An 18,128-nucleotide genomic window follows, 5' to 3' on the forward strand; every position below is an offset into this window, starting at 1 on the left:
GGAGTGACCGGTATGGATAACGTTCTTATTGTCGATGACAATAAACTTGCCATCGAGATCATAGACGACTTATTGACGACGTGGGGCTATCATACAAAAGTGTGCACCAACAGTCTGGAGGTCTTCGACTGTGTGGTGGATTTTAAACCCGACGTCATTTTGCTGGACATTATGCTCCCGGGGATGAACGGATTTGCTATCTGCAACAAATTGAGAACCTTTGAGGAGACACATAAGATACCGATTATTATTCTTACGGCCCTGAACGATATGGAGGACCGGATTCACGCCTTCAATATGGGGGCGGATGCGTTTTTATCAAAGCCTGTAAAATACGAGGAACTGAAAAACCGGGTGGAATGGGCGGTACGGTATAAAAAGACGCTCGAAGTGATGGAGCCCGGGAATGCGGTCGTAAAAGCCCTTCTCAACACTCTTCAGGCCCTGAATTACAAAGCCTATCTTCATTCTGTCAATCTGAGCCACTACTGTGAAAGTGTGGGCAGGATTCTATATGTCATCGATGAAAATATGAATCAACTGGTCGTAGGAAGCTGCCTGCATGATATTGGGAAAATCATCACCGACGATCCCGACGGGCATATTGAGGAGGGCTTAAAAATCATTTCGCCTCTGAATATGCACGCCTGGCTGGACTTATATGTCCGGAGCCATCATGAAAAGCTGAATGGAGAGGGTTATCCGGACGGATTGACCGCCAGACAGATGCCGCTCAATCTGAAAATCATGGTGACAATCAACCGATTTATGGGACTTATGGAAGAATGCGGAGATGAAAACGAAGCATTCTTAAAATTGAGTCAGGAATGCAAAAAAGGGTATTGGAGTACGGAAGTATCCGACGCGCTGAAACAGGTAATCAGAGACGCCGACTTTAAAAAGCGGATTGCTTCTATGTAGAATTAAATCGTGACTTGATAAAAGCTGCTGCCCGGCAGTGTGCCGGGCAGATTATAACAGCGTAAAAATAAAGAACGTGCATCCCCCTCGAAGGGGATGCACGTTCTCTGCTTTTATTAGGTTTCCAGTGAGCGGGGCGGCAGATCTGATTTCTGCTGCTTGGCCGTCGGACCTGACGACTAAACGGCGAATCCTTATACGACCTTAATCTTATGATTGGTACGACTGTCGGTACAAATTACAACTACAGTCCGGTTTCTTTACAAGGGAATCCGTTATACACTTTTAAAGACGGGCTTGGCAAGAACTTGTGATAGCAAAAGGGAAAAGAGGATACCCTCGGCGAAAGCACTTCAAAATGCTGAAACCGGATGCAATGAAAGGAATGGGAAATCAAAACCATGAGAGCAAATATGGAAAAGCGTAAAAGCTCACACGAAATTTGGGTTGTAATGCCGTGATGATAGAGGTAGCAGCCGGAGGTATGGCCGGCCTGATCTTCGGAAGCCTCGCAGCCTTCCTGAATTACCGTATCAGCAAATCATATATGGAAAGAAGCCGGAACGGCAGCGGAAAAAATGGAATAATTTCCGTCATGGGCGTCAGTTTTGCCAGGATGCTGATTAACGCTGTTGCCCTTGCGGTCGTGTTTTTTCTGCGCGATCTCCTGCCATGGCCCTTTGCGGCCGTCGTGATCGGTACGTCTCTGGGCCTTTCCGCCGTGTCCACACTATTGATCCTGCATCTTTCAAGGTGCCACAAACAGAACTGATTCGTTTGCTGAACGGAGGTGATAAGAAGCTTGGAAGAACAATCAAATGTCCTGTTCTCGATCCTTGGCCTTGCGGTCACAAAGTCCGTGGTGACGACGTGGGTAATCATGCTGGTTCTGGTACTGTTTTCCATCCTTGCGACAAGAAGCCTGAGGGATGTGCCGGGACCGCTGCAAAATTTGGCGGAGATGGCGGTGGAAAAGCTGGAGGGCTTTTTTGCGGACATTATGGGGTATCAGCCTATGCGCAGATACTTTCCCGTATTTTCCACTTTGTTCCTGTTTATTGTCGCATCAAATTATTCAGGGCTGTTTCCCGGAGCCGGACACCTGTTTTCCGTTCCCACAGCCAGCCTGTCCGTCACAGGCGGCCTTGCGGTGATATCTTTTTTTACGACCCATACCATAGGAATCCGATGTCAGGGATTAAGTGGATATCTCAAGTCGTTTCTTAAACCGGTTGCTTTTCTGCTGCCGCTGATTCTTATAGAGCAGCTCGTTCGGCCTTTTTCGCTGGCTCTGCGGCTTTACGGCAACCTCTTCGGGGAAGAACAGGTGACAGAGCAGTTGGCAGCCATGTTCCCTGTTTTGCTGCCGCTGGTGATGCAGGTGCTGAGTCTGCTGTTCTGTCTGATCCAAGCCATGGTGTTTACCATGCTGCTCGCAATTTTTGTAAGCGAAGCAACCGGGGAAGAGTAATTGGTAGTAAAGAAAAATAAAGATGACAGTCAGGAGGAAAAAACATGGATTCAAACATGATTGCAATCGCAGCGGCCCTGGCCATTTCGCTGAGTACATTGGGTCCGGCAATAGGACAGGGTCTCGTGGCGTCCAAAGCGCTGGAGGCAATGGCCCGCCAGCCGGAAATGGCCGGCACCCTGCGGACCAGCATGATTTTGGCAATGGCTCTTTTGGAAGCGCTCACCATCTACGGACTGCTGATCGCGTTTATGCTGGTTGCAAAGATATGATTGCGCCGTAAACACTGAAAGAGGAGGATACATACTTTGAAGCTCGATCTATCAGAGATGGTATGGACCATCATCAATTTTCTTCTGCTGATGTTTCTGTTGAAGATTTTCCTGTACACCCCTCTTCTGAAATTTATGGACGCACAGAAAGCCCGGATCGACGAAGGGATCGCCGAAGGGGAAAAAGCCGGTCAGGCGAAGGAAGAGAATGCAAAACAGCTGGCTGAGAATCTGCAAAAAAGCAGCATCGAGGCCAGACGGATTTTAAGCGAGTCCAGGGCTGCCGACGAGAGGACAAAAGCCGTGATCCTTAACAGGGCGAATGAAAGTGCGGCCTCCATGCGCAACTCCGCTAACAGACGTATAGCCGAGGAGGAAGAAGCCGCAAGAAAAGACGTGGGGAAAAGCCTGCCGGAGCTTGTGTCCGTGCTTACTTTCCACCTTCTCGGTGAGGCGAAGCCTGCCGGGTAACGGAAAAACGGATTTTCCATGCAAGACCATTAAAGAGGATTTGCCGGTGTAAATCCATAACAGGGAAGGGAGGGATGAAGCCGGATGACCGGATTGCAATTTTTCTATGCCGTTATGAACTTCCTGATTTTGTTTGCCGCTCTGTATTTCTTTGCCGGAAAGAGTGTTAAGAAAGCAGTTCGGGGACACAGGGAAAAAGTACAAGCGGAACTGAAACGATCCGAAGAAGGCAGAAAACAGGCAAAAGCCTTGATGTCCGACATGGAAAGCGCTGCGCTTTCCGCCGAGGAACAGCAGAAGGAAATCATTGCGCGCGCGAAAGCGCAGGCGCAGTTAAGCAGTAAGTCGGCCGTGGAACTCAGCGAGCATGAAGCGGAAATCATTCTTGCCAACGCCTCTGAAACCGAGCATCTGCTGCGCCAGGAGATGGTGGGAAAAGTGGGCGCCGAAGCGGTAAAGAAAGTAGTGGCGCTGGCGGAAAACACACTGAAACAGGATTTGTTCGCCTCATCAAGGCAGGCCCTTACAGACGAATTTATAGAAAAAATTGAGGATTTGATGGCAGCAATGCCGAGTGATATTTTGAATATGAATGAATTGAAGAAACTGAATATTACCGTATCGAGCGCCGAGCCTCTTTCCGAGGAGGAAATGAAGCGGCTGACACAAATAATGTGCGAGACCTTCCTTTCCTGCAGCAATGAGGTCGACGACCGCGTCATCGGCGGCATCCGGATGAAGGTGGGCGACACCGTATATGACGGCACGCTTGCGAATTCTCTGGATAAGCTCAGCCAGGATGTCGAAAAGAATACCCGCAGGTCGGACAAGAAAATGCAGAGCATTATTGAAGGGATCAAGGAGAAGCTGAAGACGGCTGACAGCAGCATCGATGTGTTTCAGACCGGAACGGTCGTGACCGTCGCAGACGGCATCTGCCGTGTGTCGGGCCTTGCCGACGTCATGGCGGGAGAGATGCTGGAGTTCGACAACGGCCTGCGCGGCATGGTTCAGGACCTTGACAGGGACAATGTCGGCGTCATCCTGCTCGGAAACTATGAAAAGCTGCAGGAAGGGGAACAGGCACGCCGTACGGGAAGAATCATCGATGTCCCTGTCGGCGAGAGCATGATCGGCCGCGTGGTCAACGCCCTCGGCGCTCCGATTGACGACAAGGGCCCTGTCGCTGCAGCGGAAAGAAGAGCGATTGAGAGCCCTGCGCCGAGTGTCCTTTCCAGACTGCCCGTATCCGTACCGCTTCAGACCGGTATCAAAGCCATTGACGCGCTGGTACCTATCGGGCGCGGTCAGCGCGAGCTCATCATAGGGGACCGGCAAACCGGCAAGACGGCCATCGCGCTGGATACGATCATCAACCAGAAGGGCAAGAACGTGGTCTGTATCTATGTTGCCATCGGGCAGAAGGAGTCCACCGTAGCCGGGGTGGTTGAAAAGCTCCGCGCTCACGGCGCGATGGATTATACCATCGTCATTTCGGCCAACGCCTCCGAACCCGCACCCATGCTTTATATTGCGCCCTATACAGGCGCGGCGATGGGTGAGTACTTCATGTATAACGGCAGGGATGTTCTGGTTGTGTATGACGACCTCAGCAAGCAGGCGGTGGCGTACCGTGAAATTTCCCTGCTCCTGCAGAGGCCGCCCGGACGGGAAGCGTACCCCGGCGACGTCTTTTACCTGCACTCGCGTCTGCTGGAGCGCGCGGCCAGGCTAAGCAAAGAGGCCGGCGGCGGAAGCATGACGGCGCTGCCGATTATCGAGACGCAGGCTGGCGACATCTCCGCGTATATTCCCACGAACGTCATTTCCATCACCGACGGCCAGATTTTTCTGGAGACGGACCTTTTCCATTCCGGTATCCGTCCCGCCGTTAACGTCGGCCTGTCGGTGTCCCGTGTCGGAGGTGCGGCGCAGATTGGCGCAATGAAGCAGGTCGCGGGTCGGCTGAGAATGGATCTGGCCCAGTACAGGGAGCTGGCCGCCTTTACCCAGTTCGGGTCCGACCTTGACAAGACTACCCGCGAGATTTTGGAGCGCGGCGCGCGGATGACTGAGATTTTGAAGCAGGATCAGTTTGCCCCCATGTCCGTGGAGGATCAGGTCATCCAGATATTCTCGGCAAACGAGGGCTTTATCGATGATGTAGACGTAAAGGACGTTGCGCGCTTTGAATCGGAGCTTGTGGATCACGTCTATTGTGCGTGTCCGGCGCTGTATGAGGAAATCATGACAGGAAAGAAGCTGTCCGCCGGTACTCTCAGCAAGCTCCGTGAGGCCATCAGGGACTTCAGGCAGTCGTTCTGATTGCTGCAAATCGGGTTAGTCGTCAGGTCCTTTTGATGCTTTGAAGGGAGGGACAGCTTATGGCAGCCATGCGCGAAATACGCGCGCATATCAAAAATGTAAAAAGCACGCAGAAAATAACAAAGGCCATGAAAATGGTGTCGGTATCAAAGCTGAGAAGGGTGCAGTCAGCCATGGAAGCCATGCGCCCTTTTACCCGGAAGAGTGGGGAAATACTGGCCGTACTGTTCGGCGGAGATGAAATTCATTCAAACGCACTGATTGAGCCCAGAAGCGAGGTAAAAAAGGTCTGCTATGTGCTGTTTGTGAGCAACCGCGGTCTGTGCGGGGCATATAACAGCAATCTTCTCCGCTATATGGCCGACCTGGCGGCTTCGGCCCAGAGCACGTATTCAGTGGTCGTATGCGGCCGCTGGGGGAAGGACGTAATCCGCAAGGCAGGTCTTCCGGTTGAACGCGTTTTTGACGACATAGGCGATACACCGAGTGCGGAACAGGGGATACGGCTTGCCGAGTATCTTAAGAGGATGTACCTGAACGGCGAAGCGGATGAGGTCGTATTGGTCTACCAAAAATTTGTCAACGCCCTCAGTCAGACTCCCTGCAAAGCTCAGCTTCTGCCGGAAAAGCCGGAGGAGGCTGAAGAAAAAACGACAGATAAAGCGTATCTCTTCGAGCCGGACCGCCCGACGATTCTTGAAAACGTGCTGCAGCTGCATATCAACAGCACGGTTTATTCGGCCCTGCTTGAAGCCAAGGCAGGGGAGCATGCGTCCAGAATGAGGGCAATGACCGCTGCGTCGGACAATACACAGGAGTTGATTGCGGAACTCAGGCTGAAGCTCAACCGCGCGCGTCAGGCGGCCATCACCACCGAGATTGCCGAAATCGCCGGCGGTGCGTCCGCACTCAAGCATAAAAAATGATCGAAAATGTACCTTTGATTTGAGGAGTTCATTATGGAAAATGGCATCGTCAGAAGGGTCATCGGGCCAGTCGTTGACGTACAGTTCCCTTCCGGTAATCTGCCGGAAATTTATAACGCAATAGAAATCCGGCTCGAGGACCGAAAAGTAGTTATGGAAGCTGTTCAGCACATAGGAAACAACTGCGTCCGATGCCTCTCGCTGTTTTCAACGGACGGCATATCCAGAGGGCTTGCCGCAGCTGATACGGGGTCGCCTGTCTCCATGCCTGTCGGCGAAGCTACCCTGGGCCGTATGTTTAACGTCGTCGGGGAACCGATCGACGGCAAGGGCCCTGTTGAAAATGTGGAGCGTGTTCCCATACACCGGCAAGCGCCCGAATTCACAGAGCTGGTTCCGTCTACCGCAATACTGGAAACCGGCATCAAGGTTGTCGACCTGCTTGCCCCCTACTCCAAGGGCGGTAAAATAGGCCTGTTTGGCGGCGCGGGTGTCGGCAAGACCGTACTCATCATGGAGCTTATCCGCAACATTGCATACGAGCACGGAGGATATTCCGTTTTTGCGGGTGTCGGCGAGCGTTCCCGCGAGGGGAATGATCTTTGGAACGAAATGAATGAATCGGGCGTAATCAATAAAACCGCGTTGGTGTTCGGGCAGATGAACGAGCCGCCGGGGGCGCGCCTGCGTGTGCCGCTGTCCGGCCTGACGATTGCGGAAAATTTCCGCGACGCCAGCGGGAAGGACGTACTGCTGTTTATAGACAACATATTCCGATATACCCAGGCAGGCTCCGAGGTTTCCGCACTGCTGGGCCGCATGCCTTCCGCCGTTGGCTACCAACCCACTCTGGCGACGGAGATGGGCGCCCTGCAGGAGCGCATCACTTCCACCAAAAACGGTTCCGTCACCTCCGTCCAGGCAATCTATGTGCCCGCGGACGACCTGACCGATCCTGCGCCTGCAACTGCGTTCGCCCATCTGGACGCAACGACCGTTTTGTCCAGAAGCATTGCTGAGCTTGGCATTTACCCTGCGGTTGATCCTCTGGAATCCACCTCCCGCATCCTTGAGCCGGGGATCCTGAGCAAAGTCCATTACGAAACCGCAAGGGCGGTTCAGGGCGTACTGCAGAAGTACAAGGAGCTGCAGGATATCATAGCGGTTCTTGGAATGGATGAGCTTGGAATAGAGGACAGGGCAGTTGTCAGCAGAGCCCGCCGGATTCAGCGATTTCTTTCCCAGCCGTTCCATGTTGCGGAGAACTTCACCGGAGTAGAAGGGCGCTATGTTCCCATGGAAGAGACCATTAAGGGCTTTCAGGCCATTCTGGGAGGAGAATGCGACGACCTGCCAGAACAGGCGTTTCTGCTCTGCGGCAGCATTGACGAGGTCCTTAAGAAACGCGACCAATTCTAAGGAGGGGTTCCTGTGGAAGACAGAATACATCTTTGTGTGATGACCTCTGCCGGTGTCAAATACGAAAAAATAGTGCACTATGCAGGTTTGCCGCTGGAAGACGGAGACGCCGGCATTCTGGCCGGTCACGCTCCCCTGCTTGCCGCCGTCAGAGACGGCCCGGTAAAATGCGAGTTTGGGAATATGACGGAGTATGTCTGTGTGGGAAACGGAGTGGTGGATGTGCTTGAAAACAGCGTCACACTGCTTGTACGCGCTGCCGAGGCAGCACAGGATATTGACCTTTCCCGTGCCGAAGCCTCCGAACGAAGGGCCAGGGAACGTATAGAACGGAAGGAAGCAACCACCGATATGCTTCGCGCTAAGGCAAGCCTCCAAAGGGCTTTGGCCAGAAAAAAGACCTATCGCTTATCCTCTGAAAAAACGCCGGGATGAAAGGATACGCCTGAAAGCGGCATTCGACGGGTCGGATTTTAGTTGAAATAGTCAACAGGTATAGACAAAAAAAACTAGCCACCTGTTCAACTCTGAGTTGACCGGGTGGCTTGCTATTTAGTTTACTTTACTGCTTTGCCAATACCTCGAAGTCGGCCCGATGTGAGAATTAGCATTTATTCGCAAGTGCTTTTTCTATCATCTCTGCGGCATTATTTGCACCATTTTTATCTCTTGATCGTTTTCCGATTCGGGCGGCTTTCTCCTGGGTGCGGGTAGCAATTTCCCGGTTTTTCTGTAGAGTCAGGTATGCTTTGCGACTGGGGACTGAGGGCGTGGATATGAAGCGCATTCTTCCATGGCTGACGTTGGCGGAAGCGGTGGGGTTCGAACCTGCAAGACCTTGCGGTCTACCTGATTTCGAGCGACCGTTTGGAAAGGAAAGGAGAGGTCTCCCGCGGTCGCTTAAGGCCTTTGAATATGAGTGGAAAGCCTTATATCATGCGGGTTTGCAGGCAATAAAGGCTGACGTAGCGCGCTATACCGGTAATATAGGAAAGGAGGCGCTTTTACCCCGTATCAGAGTCGAAACGATAGAGAATTGATAGCAAATTCCCGTCAAGTCTGTTCCATAAACTCAATTTACCCCCCAGCAATTTCCGACTCTTTGCTACCGACAAAGCAAGAAAACGGAGGTTGTACCTCATGAAAAAGATTACCATAGATGAACTATATTTGCAGATGTTCGCCACCTATGACGATATTCTTTCAGTCGATGATGTGGCGGTCATCATGAATCTGGACAAGAAGCGGGTATACCGGATGCTGCGCTCCGGCGAGATTAACAGCATCAAGTTCGACCGCTGGGTCCGGGTGCCAAAGTTATGGCTCATCGAGTACATCCAGAAATACGGATTTCAGAGACAACAGAGCTTCCGCGAGCAGAGACGGGCTGCCGTGGCGCTCTACTGCCGGACCCCAAGGAGCCGCAAACAAATTCAGGAATTCCTCGATTTATCCGACCGGAAATTTTTCCGGGACACCGTACTGCATCCCCTGCTGGAGGAGGGGGTACTCCGGATGACCATTCCGGAATACCCCGGCCATGTGAAGCAGAGGTATGTAACGGTGCGACCTTATGAAAGCGAGGATTCCGATGATGAAAACTAACACAGGAGAAAAGAGCATTTCAGTCCGCTTGGAGCAGCTGCATCCTTTTGAAAATCATCCATTTAGGGTGGTGGAGGACGATGCTTTACGTCAGTTGGCCCAGAGTATTAAGGAAAACGGCGTACTGACACCCTGCATCGTACGTCCCAGTCCATATGACGACGGATATGAATTGCTGTCTGGCCACCGCCGAGTGGCAGCCTGCAGGTTGATCGGCCGAAAGACCATCCCGGTGATTGTAAGGGAACTGGATGACGATGCCGCGACCATTCTGATGGTGGACGCCAATCAACAGCGGGAAAACCTGTTACCCAGTGAAAAGGCGTTTGCCTATCGCATAAAACTGGAGGCGATGAAAAGGCAAGGTAAGAAAATAGAAACCACTTCCCGACAACTTGTCGGGAAGTTAGAGCGTGCTGATTCTGTTAGCGATGAAAGTGGTCGTACTATTCAACGCTATATTCGCCTCACCTATTTGGAGGGAAATCTGCTGCAGATGGTGGATGAGGGCCGCATCGCTTTTGGTCCCGCGGTGGAGATTTCGTTTCTAACCCATGATGAGCAGTGCATGTTGCTGGAAACCATCATCACTGAGGAGGCCACCCCATCCCTCTCCCGGGCTCAAACCTTGAAAAAACTCAGCCAGGAGGGCAAGTTGGACATGGACGCTATTCTGAAAATCCTCAGTGAGCAAAAGGGCAATCAGGTGGATCGGCTCAAGCTGCGGGAGGACAAGCTTCGGGAATTCTTTCCCTGCAACTATACCCCACGGCAAATGGAGGATGTCATATTTCAGCTATTGGAACAGTGGAAACAGAATGGAAACGCCACGAATAATAAACTGAGTATAAGCTGATAAATCTTCCATAGACAGCCAAAATCAACAAAGCCTGTGGTTTCTATCATGAATCCACAGGCCTTTCATTTATAACCGGAGGTAATTTTGTTTTATTCAAGTGTGAATTCTTTTGTGCGATGATAATACGTATTTTATACCGCACTTACACTGCCCTACGCTTTCCATACAAATGTAATGCGCATTGAGAAATAAATACCTGCTGCAAGCAGGCGAATTGCCTGAAAGAGCGCATTATGTTAAACTATAATTTCTGTAATTCAATGGACACGCAGCCTAAAGATGTTCGTATCATCCTAGGCGATGCCGGCATCAATTATTATGGAGGCTCAAAAGATACTTAAAGTTCAGGAAAGCTTGTATCTCTGCCAATTACGTTGTTCTGTATCCATGGAAATCATGTCGTTATCATATTATAGGAGGTTCTCCATGATTACAAGAGCATTATTGAACAAATTAGTTAAAGAGGCTGATGACAAGCAAAACAGCACGCTTCCCAAGGAGATTTGCAAAGTAAGCGTAGATCTATCCCAACCCATTGAAGAAAGGATGCTGCAGTATCTGACAGAAATCAAAAACCCATACCGTGTAAGGTCCGGCGAAATCAAAATCAATATTAAATACTCATCCGACGGACCGTCCATCAGTAAGCTCTTGGCCAGATATTTTGGCCGTAAAAGATGAGCAGGGAGAATGAAAATGAATCAAATTAACATACCTCACAAGTGGAGGGGCGCATTATACGCACGTATTTCCCGTGATGATCATTCTAATGAATACAGCATAGAAAACCAAAAGAAGCGACTCTATGATTTCGTCGAAACCCATGGAGATGAGTTTCAATCGGCTGAGCTTTATGTAGATGTTGGTGCCAGTGGAAGTAATTCTGACAGAGAACATTTTATCTGCATGCTAAATGACATCAAAGAAAAGAAGATAAATTGCGTGATAGTCAAAGATCTCTCCCGACTATCACGCAATTATTATGAGGCAGGGTACTATTTGGATTTTTTCTTTTCCTCTATGGATATACGGTTTGTTTCATTAGAGTATCCAGCGTTGGATAGCTTCAAATCCCCTGAACTGATGAATAGCGTCATGATTCCGATGCAGAATGTAGTTAATGATGACTTTTGCAGGCAGACATCCATTAAGGTTCGCAATATTCTTAAAATGAAGCGGGAAAAAGGAGAGTTCGTGGGAGCATTTGCTCCATATGGGTATAGCAAACACCCCAAATATAAGCATCAGCTAATTATAGATGATAAGGCTGCCGAAACAGTCCGCATGATATTCCAGTGGTTTGTCTATGACAGTATGAGCCAAAAACATATCGTGAAGAAGCTGAATGCCTTGGGGATTCTTGCACCCGCCGCGTATAAACAATCCATAGGGCTGGCCTACCATAATCACGGTCTTGATCAAGGAATGCCTCTTTGGAATCTGCGAACCGTTCGGGGCATTTTAGGTAATCAGGTATATATCGGGGATATGGTTCAGGGGCGGCAGCGCAGCAAAAGTTATAAGCATAAGAAGGTTGAGGATATACCGGAGGATGAATGGGTTATTGTGAAGGCAACTCACAGCCCCATCATTAAATTGGATGTCTTCCTAAAAGCAAAGAGCCTTTTATCAAACAGAATGAGAGCGGCTTTCGAGGAAATACCATTACAGCCTTTTGCCGGTTTGGTGCGCTGTGCCGAATGTAATAAAGCCATGCAGCGCCACGCTTCGTCCAAATATATATACTTTCGTTGCAGGACATATCGGGAACAATCAAGGAATGCGTGCTTTGGTCACAGTTTTAGAGAGGACAGGCTGCTCAACATTATAAACACAGTGGTACAGTTACACACAAAAATAGCAGCGGACATCTCGGAAATCCAGCAGGCTATGCAGGCTGAGCCGATAGCCCATGATTATGAACATCAGATAGACTGTCTCATTAACCAAAAGAAGAAACAACTAATCAAAACAGCCCGTTACAAAAAATCGCTGTATCAAGATTGGAAGGACGGGATGCTAACAAAAGAAGAATGTGAGATCTACAGATCACAATATGATGATGAGATTAAGGCTATCACAGAATCGATTTCAGAGCTTAATCGTGAAAAAAATTTATCACCATCACGAAAGGACAAGGAAAATCAACTTTTTGAGCAGTTTTTATATGGTCACATTCTGCCGGAATTAAATCATGCCTTTTTGTCAGAGCTTATTGAAAGAATTGACGTTGATCAAAATGGGGATTTAACCATCCATTTTAATTTTCAAGACCCTTTTTTGCAATGGTGACTTGATAGTCTTAGTCCTTATTTTCTGCGAGCGAAATGATTTCTAGCTTATCTTTATTATTACAAAGAAATCCTTGCATGCGTTTTCCTTCGTCAAGGTGAACATCGTTATCCAATATGGCAATGACCTTGGAATCGGATGCATCCTGCATCAAGCGGCTTAAGAAATTAATTTGCTTGCTTTGTAGGCTGCTGTTGTGTACCACAAGGAATCGGGTAGCCCCTTTGCTGGGAATGGCAAAGAAGGCATTTGTAGCCTTTTGTCTCGGAATAAACTTGATGCACCAAACATTGCTCCCATTTTCATTGGTCATAGCATACTGCTCTGGCTGACTGATATCATGTACACTAACCCAGTAGACTTTGGCATGTTTTACTTTTGCGCGTTGCTGCAAAAGAGAAAACTCCCCTGCAATATAATTCTCGCCAATGTGGGATTTAGAATAGGAAAGCCTCCACTGCTTTAGATAATTGGTTACACTCCGCTGAGGAACAAGCTTATCGTATTTCATTTTTATCAATAAAGAAACTGTCTTGCGTGTCCACAACTTGCTATCTATCTGATGCTGTTCTGGCGTTGATTCCATCAGTGTTTTAAGAATACTCTGTTCCTCGTCAGGACTCAAAAGTTTGCCGGATTCTTTTTTGCGGCCGCAAGGTTTTGGCCGCAAATTTTCGATGCATTCCCCGGCACAGAGGTATGCACACCATATTCTCTGTATTTGCCGGGGATTTACATTGACGATTCGACTAATCTCCCCGTTGCTGCGTCCTGAAAGCTTAGACTTAACAACCTTTTTCCTCAGCGCAAATATTTGAGCATTATTAAGTTTTCTCATGTTGATATACTTTGTATCCATAATCATAATTATATCAAAAATTTACCGATCGCACACTATTTATTTCCGCCTAAACTGACTAATTAGACCAAAAAAGATTGATATCATTGGGTTGTTGAAAGAAATAACAAAATAATTTTCTCGGTGTATGGGACCTGTTGGAGCCGTGGCTCCGGTCGGTCCCCGAAATTGAATAAAAGAGGAAAGTGATAAAATGAATAACCCCAAAATGCGGTTTATTCAGGCCGGGATTCTTCATGAAGATGGAGAACCAAATGAAGATGTCATCTATGAAATTGCTTTGTCGGTTTTTTGTTGTCTGGTTGAAGCAATCAAAAACGGAATGTACTCCAAAGAACAAGTTAATCACTTTTTTAAGGAATGTGAATGCTCTGATGATTGGAGAGCATTCTATTTTTATTTATGTGGCTATTACACTGTTGCAGGTCGTATGAGGCCAAGCATAGAATGGGATATTATAAATGACGAATTATTATTCTATGTGTATCGTTACTACTTTATTGAAATGGTGAATATGCTGGATGATTTGATTGATGCCTAATGGCATCGATTGAGGTTAGATGTCTAAGGAAGAGGCCTGAAAGAGTTAGAAAAAAAAACGCGGCAGCGGCGGAAAAAAGTGCTAGGCAGATCGAGCAGGACCGGAAGCGTCTCCATCGTCAGGTAAGCTGGGCAGATCCGGAGACGGGTTATCTGAAGCGGTCGAATGTGCTAACTGAACTACTGGCGCCTATAGGTACGTTCTGGATGTGGCGGTAACACCGAAGGGATGCCAGCGATATTGAGCTATGGATAATCGCTAGGGCGACCGAAAGGAAAGAAAAGGGGAGGTCACTCTCGGTCTTTGATGGCCTTTCGCTATATTTAGCACAGTGGTGCATCCAGTTGAAGCACATTTTTATATGCTTTCAGACAGAAATCTCAAAGTCAAATATTTTGCTCATATTCATACCTCAATACTCCGGTAACTCCATCCGGCCATTTTCTTTTTCCATTTTATATAGATCATACAGTTTCTCAGTGCTGTATTGCCAGGCCTTTGTTTCCTCGTTTTCAAGTGCAGAATACAACTGAGATGTATATAATTCTTCAATTGCTTTATTTTCAGGCATATTGCTCGCCTTAATTATTTTGTCTGCTAAATCGGTTATTATAATTGGGAAAACGGCATTAAATTTAGCTTTATCCATTTTTCTTCCCCTCCAAAATCGTTGGATATTTAAAGCCGTCGTGAAAATACTTGACAAGAATCCATAGTTCGAAACAAGGTTCTGGTTCCCTTGTTGTCAGGACCCAAGGCTTGGTCCAATAATTCGAATACGGTGCTTTGGCCAATTTCAGGAGGGAGCTCTACTCAATACGCTACCCTTATTTAGGATGGCGTATTGATAATAAAATAAGACTCTATTCAAATGATGTGGTCAACGCATCAAACAGCTCTTTAAAAGTCATCTTTTTAGTATGATGGCACATCGTTCCTTCGTATTCACCTCTAAAGCGGTATATACGTTTCAAAATACGCCCTCAAATTATCATCGCAAACATAGACATAGGTACCTTTAATGCCTCGTGTAAGTAAGACTGCGTAAGTATTCAGGATGTAGGTCTTTAGCTCTGTATCTGATATGCCTTTTTTCACTTTGTTATCAAAAAAGTGATTTTTGTCCACTTTTATTTTGTTATCCACTTTGTCATAATAAAGATCTGGTCCAATCACGACGCCTGCATAGTTTAAATCCAGTCCTGGCAGGGTATAGATGCTGCCCATTTCTTTTTTTACTTCCTCATTGCTTAACCATCCGCCAGTTTGTGTATTCCATTGGATCTCAACACCATCAATGCTGATATCGACTAAATCCTTGTCCTCTTTCGCTCTCCATGGCCAGGCATATCCTGAGCAATATCGGCTTAGCCCCGCTTCGTGTTCTTTTTCATCAAGACAACTTATCATATCGGGTAAAGAGGTAAAAAGCTTGAACTCATACTCATCAAACACTTGTTGCTGTGGGGCCCTTTGGTACAGCACATCATAAATATATCCAACATAATTATTTCCAGCTTTTATGCGCATTTGATCTCCTAATGCAATGAGGCGGACCGTTCGGTTGTTATCAAGCAATTTTTTCTCAAAATAATCATGTGGGATATCACATGGGCTTGTGTACTGCTTTTCGTCATATAGTAGCACTTGATAATCTGAATTCTTCAAAATCCAATCCAGTTCATTATGAGTGTTGTCCATACCCATCCGTTTATTGGCTTCTTTGAAGTGCTTATAATATAGACCTAAGTTTTTACCTTGCCTCAGCTTATGAGCCTCGTCACAAATAATGATATCATAGTGCTGTTTGGTAACATCAATGGGGCTAATCACATCTTTTTTATTGAGACTTTCAGTATTTTTAAAAATGGACCCAATTTCGGTACGCGTAGCGGGATTTGCATATACAAGAGCTATCTTTTTATCTTTGTAGTGCGTATGTTTTTTTAAGTAATAAAATAGTGAGGTAGCCAATACGGTCTTTCCCGTGCCAGCGTCACCACATACCAATATTGGCCTTGGTTCTTCCACTTTTTGATTCTCCCAGAAATCTATAGCATTTACTATATTATTTAATGAATTTTGCTGTTGTTCCGTTAGTTCAGTGTACGGAGAATATTTATAAGAAGTTGAATTGATAATGAGTTTGTATTCTTTTGCGTTGACAAGGTCTTTTTCTACAAGCTTTGGCCATAATTTATCAAAATACCACTCAAATAGATTCTTTCTCAGGCAATACTGGGGCTCTCCATCATTGCGATTTACTACATTAAACTTTCCATCCCACTCCATTAATATCTTGATCTGATTCTCCTGATACTTTGCAAATCCTATTTCAGCAAGTCGGCTAGTAATAATATGCAACCTCTTAAAATGGTATCTTTTTAGCCCGTTTTTTTCAGATCTACTAAAATGCTCTTTGGTTCTTCTTATCACATTCTTGGTTTCACCTATATATGCTTCGCTGCCATTTTCCAGTATGTAAACGCAATGGCACTTTAACATACTATCCAAGTTGTCAAATTCCGGGTTGGAAAAAGTTCTGGTTTCGACTTGGAATAGATTTTTTTCACTTGGAATGCCAATATCAGGTTGAAATATCGTTTGCTCAAACAAAGACTGAAGCATTATCCACCCACACCTCACATTGTGTCTACACGATTTTTGATATTGTTACTCTATATAGACCGATACAGCCATATATACAGACTTCGCTTCATTGACAGTTTAAACATAATATACAAATCGAGTTTTCCTTCGAACTGTCCAGTTTGCTCATATGGGAACCATCTTATTTTTTAGTAGTCTTGATGAAATAATCGAACAGTATTGTCCTAAGTAAACAAAAGGAATTTTCTAAATCAATAATGCTTATATCGTTTATTCTAGCCCCAACGCAGTGAGGCGCTAGCCTACCACGTTCATAATCCAATTCTAATATCTGTTCATTATTGGACTAGGGGCAAAGGTTTGTATTATCTATTACTTGATTTAAACGGTCTTTCGTCTTTTTCCTTAACAGCCGGGGTATTATTTGTTGGACTCAATTTTGCTTTTTATCAGTCTGGACTCTAAATCTTTCAACTCCACATTGTTCCAATTATTATGTATCGTACTTGGTTTCTGTGAGTTTGCCCTAATTTCCACACCCAACTCTTCAACAATTGTGTAGTGGCTGTTTTTATTATTATATATCCAAATTTCCCATAAAACAACAAGAAAGGAGCAAATATAGGGCTCGATTTAGATGTTGCCAGAAATGGCGATTTTGTGCCATATATAAAATGAAGGTGAAATAGTAGTTTTTTTACAAATGTGGTCGATACACTAAAAACCCTTCTGGTTGCGCTAGGAGCGGGTCTCCCTGTATGGGACGTTATCAATTTTTCGGAAGGATACGGGGCGGATAATCCCGCGCAATGGCAGGGTCCATAAGAAACTAGATAAACAAAATGGATTAGCTGGCAGATAGAAGATGAAGCCGCCGTCTCTGTTACACAGGACGGCGGCTTCATCTTCGTGTTGTAATTTCGTAGTTCAAACTGATATAATCTGTACCGTCTACCGTCCAATCCGCAAGGTGAGGTGATTTCATGTTTTCGCCCACCTCAATAATGAGGTGATCCGGGTCGTAGAAGCAGATAGGCACCGGCTCTCCCTCCTTCGGGTAAAAGGTGATATCCTCATTATACCGTGTTGAAGCTAGCATAGCAACTTGCACTCTCTCGGGTTTTTTTATATGCTGAAATGAAATAATTTAACTAAATCGCAGGTTGAAATTGTTCTCAAAAAAGTATATACTTGTCATAAAGTATAGAAGAATCGGCAAAGCCATCGAAAGACGGCGACGCAAAGCTACGAGGGCCTATACCGTTTGGATGGCAGCCAACTTAATGTAAAACGGAGAGTCCTGCGAGATGCAGGGCTGTTTTTATATGCTTACATGAGGTGAACTTATAGATTACATTTTAATCCGAAGCCGCAGAAAAATGGGGTATTACTCGCCGCCGCGTGCAAGTCTTGTGCAATCAGGGCCGCATCCCGGGACTGACGAAATTTGGCAAGGTCTGGGCCATTTCGAAGGACGCCGAGAAACTGGCGGATGTGCGAAAGATAGGACAAGAGCTATTGTATATTTTAGAGTAGATCAAATTAATATAAAATTGA

At 46.7% G+C, this 18,128-nt stretch carries 18 protein-coding genes, 2 pseudogenes and 1 riboswitch; of the genes and pseudogenes, 17 read left to right on the forward strand and 3 right to left on the reverse strand.

Annotated features, from left to right (window positions below; all coding sequences use genetic code 11):
- Positions 1-12 precede the first annotated feature (12 nt).
- The 14 genes and pseudogenes from LY85_RS12610 to LY85_RS12670 all read left to right on the forward strand — a co-directional run bounded on the left by LY85_RS12610 (position 13) and on the right by LY85_RS12670 (position 12,561).
- Positions 13-921 (forward strand): response regulator, encoded by a 909-nt coding sequence (locus LY85_RS12610; protein ID WP_141826927.1) that lies wholly within the window; start codon positions 13-15, stop codon positions 919-921.
- 460 nt (positions 922-1,381) lie between these two features.
- Positions 1,382-1,693 carry a hypothetical protein gene (locus LY85_RS12615; protein ID WP_141826928.1) on the forward strand — a complete coding sequence of 104 codons (312 nt, stop codon included), beginning with the start codon at positions 1,382-1,384 and terminating at the stop codon, positions 1,691-1,693.
- 30 nt (positions 1,694-1,723) lie between these two features.
- Complete coding sequence (atpB, locus tag LY85_RS12620) at positions 1,724-2,392, forward strand: F0F1 ATP synthase subunit A (protein WP_141826929.1); 669 nt, start codon at positions 1,724-1,726, stop codon at positions 2,390-2,392.
- 44 nt (positions 2,393-2,436) lie between these two features.
- Positions 2,437-2,664, forward strand: a complete 228-nt coding sequence (atpE, locus tag LY85_RS12625) for an ATP synthase F0 subunit C (protein ID WP_141826930.1) — start codon at positions 2,437-2,439, stop codon at positions 2,662-2,664.
- 36 nt (positions 2,665-2,700) lie between these two features.
- Positions 2,701-3,135 (forward strand): ATP synthase F0 subunit B, encoded by a 435-nt coding sequence (locus LY85_RS12630; RefSeq protein ID WP_141826931.1) that lies wholly within the window; start codon positions 2,701-2,703, stop codon positions 3,133-3,135.
- An 84-nt stretch (positions 3,136-3,219) separates the two neighbouring features.
- Positions 3,220-3,921, forward strand: a pseudogene (locus LY85_RS19570) (F0F1 ATP synthase subunit delta); the annotation flags it as partial.
- Positions 3,922-3,969: 48 nt separating this feature from the next.
- Entirely contained in the window at positions 3,970-5,460 is a 1,491-nt protein-coding gene (gene atpA / locus LY85_RS12635) for a F0F1 ATP synthase subunit alpha (RefSeq protein ID WP_243122656.1), read from the forward strand.
- A gap of 59 nt (positions 5,461-5,519) precedes the next feature.
- The gene (gene atpG, locus LY85_RS12640) at positions 5,520-6,386 is read left to right on the forward strand and encodes an ATP synthase F1 subunit gamma (RefSeq protein WP_141826933.1); all 867 of its coding nucleotides are present in this window, start codon (positions 5,520-5,522) and stop codon (positions 6,384-6,386) included.
- Positions 6,387-6,419: 33 nt separating this feature from the next.
- Complete coding sequence (atpD, locus tag LY85_RS12645; protein WP_141826934.1) at positions 6,420-7,805, forward strand: F0F1 ATP synthase subunit beta; 1,386 nt, start codon at positions 6,420-6,422, stop codon at positions 7,803-7,805.
- Between the two features lie 12 nt (positions 7,806-7,817).
- Positions 7,818-8,240: an ATP synthase F1 subunit epsilon gene (gene atpC, locus LY85_RS12650; protein WP_141826935.1), complete on the forward strand. Its 423-nt coding sequence runs from the start codon at positions 7,818-7,820 to the stop codon at positions 8,238-8,240.
- Positions 8,241-8,945: 705 nt separating this feature from the next.
- The gene (locus tag LY85_RS12655) at positions 8,946-9,410 is read left to right on the forward strand and encodes a helix-turn-helix domain-containing protein (protein WP_141826936.1); all 465 of its coding nucleotides are present in this window, start codon (positions 8,946-8,948) and stop codon (positions 9,408-9,410) included.
- A complete protein-coding gene (locus tag LY85_RS12660) occupies positions 9,397-10,266 on the forward strand; it encodes a ParB/RepB/Spo0J family partition protein (protein WP_243122548.1) in 870 nt (289 codons plus the stop codon). The genes LY85_RS12655 and LY85_RS12660 overlap by 14 nt, the downstream gene beginning before the upstream one ends.
- A gap of 429 nt (positions 10,267-10,695) precedes the next feature.
- A complete protein-coding gene (locus LY85_RS12665; RefSeq protein ID WP_141826937.1) occupies positions 10,696-10,950 on the forward strand; it encodes a DUF6870 family protein in 255 nt (84 codons plus the stop codon).
- 15 nt (positions 10,951-10,965) lie between these two features.
- Positions 10,966-12,561, forward strand: a complete 1,596-nt coding sequence (locus LY85_RS12670; protein WP_185741210.1) for a recombinase family protein — start codon at positions 10,966-10,968, stop codon at positions 12,559-12,561.
- A gap of 10 nt (positions 12,562-12,571) precedes the next feature.
- Here LY85_RS12670 and LY85_RS12675 read toward each other — a convergent pair whose 3' ends face one another.
- A complete protein-coding gene (locus LY85_RS12675) occupies positions 12,572-13,420 on the reverse strand; it encodes a helix-turn-helix domain-containing protein (protein ID WP_207705556.1) in 849 nt (282 codons plus the stop codon).
- Positions 13,421-13,613: 193 nt separating this feature from the next.
- On the opposite strand from LY85_RS12675, the gene LY85_RS12680 reads away from it, so the two are divergent.
- Entirely contained in the window at positions 13,614-13,961 is a 348-nt protein-coding gene (locus LY85_RS12680; RefSeq protein ID WP_141826940.1) for a hypothetical protein, read from the forward strand.
- 412 nt (positions 13,962-14,373) lie between these two features.
- Here the strand turns inward: LY85_RS12680 and LY85_RS12685 are convergent, their stop codons facing one another.
- The gene (locus LY85_RS12685) at positions 14,374-14,610 is read right to left on the reverse strand and encodes a hypothetical protein (RefSeq protein ID WP_141826941.1); all 237 of its coding nucleotides are present in this window, start codon (positions 14,608-14,610) and stop codon (positions 14,374-14,376) included.
- 302 nt (positions 14,611-14,912) lie between these two features.
- Entirely contained in the window at positions 14,913-16,589 is a 1,677-nt protein-coding gene (locus LY85_RS12690; protein WP_185741211.1) for a DNA/RNA helicase domain-containing protein, read from the reverse strand.
- Positions 16,590-17,264: 675 nt separating this feature from the next.
- Here LY85_RS12690 and LY85_RS12695 point away from each other — a divergent pair.
- Positions 17,265-17,375, forward strand: a pseudogene (locus LY85_RS12695) (Maff2 family protein); the annotation flags it as partial.
- A 400-nt stretch (positions 17,376-17,775) separates the two neighbouring features.
- Positions 17,776-17,859, forward strand: a riboswitch (cyclic di-GMP riboswitch).
- Positions 17,860-17,972: 113 nt separating this feature from the next.
- Positions 17,973-18,107 carry a hypothetical protein gene (locus LY85_RS19575; RefSeq protein WP_347562438.1) on the forward strand — a complete coding sequence of 45 codons (135 nt, stop codon included), beginning with the start codon at positions 17,973-17,975 and terminating at the stop codon, positions 18,105-18,107.
- The last annotated feature ends 21 nt before the right edge of the window (positions 18,108-18,128 follow it).

The organism is Clostridium sp. KNHs216 (assembly GCF_006714885.1).
Taxonomy (GTDB): Bacteria; Bacillota; Clostridia; order Oscillospirales; family Acutalibacteraceae; genus Caproiciproducens.

Coding starts and splice junctions, on each gene's coding strand:
- atpA (WP_243122656.1), top strand. CDS start 3,970: ATGCAGAGCATTATTGAAGGGATCAAGGAGAAGCTGAAGACGGCTGAC.
- LY85_RS12680 (WP_141826940.1), top strand. CDS start 13,614: ATGAATAACCCCAAAATGCGGTTTATTCAGGCCGGGATTCTTCATGAA.
- LY85_RS12690 (WP_185741211.1), bottom strand. CDS start 16,589: ATGCTTCAGTCTTTGTTTGAGCAAACGATATTTCAACCTGATATTGGC.
- LY85_RS12670 (WP_185741210.1), top strand. CDS start 10,966: ATGAATCAAATTAACATACCTCACAAGTGGAGGGGCGCATTATACGCA.
- LY85_RS12685 (WP_141826941.1), bottom strand. CDS start 14,610: ATGGATAAAGCTAAATTTAATGCCGTTTTCCCAATTATAATAACCGAT.
- LY85_RS12660 (WP_243122548.1), top strand. CDS start 9,397: ATGATGAAAACTAACACAGGAGAAAAGAGCATTTCAGTCCGCTTGGAG.
- atpD (WP_141826934.1), top strand. CDS start 6,420: ATGGAAAATGGCATCGTCAGAAGGGTCATCGGGCCAGTCGTTGACGTA.
- LY85_RS12655 (WP_141826936.1), top strand. CDS start 8,946: ATGAAAAAGATTACCATAGATGAACTATATTTGCAGATGTTCGCCACC.
- LY85_RS12675 (WP_207705556.1), bottom strand. CDS start 13,420: ATGGATACAAAGTATATCAACATGAGAAAACTTAATAATGCTCAAATA.
- LY85_RS12615 (WP_141826928.1), top strand. CDS start 1,382: ATGATAGAGGTAGCAGCCGGAGGTATGGCCGGCCTGATCTTCGGAAGC.
- LY85_RS12665 (WP_141826937.1), top strand. CDS start 10,696: ATGATTACAAGAGCATTATTGAACAAATTAGTTAAAGAGGCTGATGAC.
- atpG (WP_141826933.1), top strand. CDS start 5,520: ATGGCAGCCATGCGCGAAATACGCGCGCATATCAAAAATGTAAAAAGC.
- LY85_RS12610 (WP_141826927.1), top strand. CDS start 13: ATGGATAACGTTCTTATTGTCGATGACAATAAACTTGCCATCGAGATC.
- atpE (WP_141826930.1), top strand. CDS start 2,437: ATGGATTCAAACATGATTGCAATCGCAGCGGCCCTGGCCATTTCGCTG.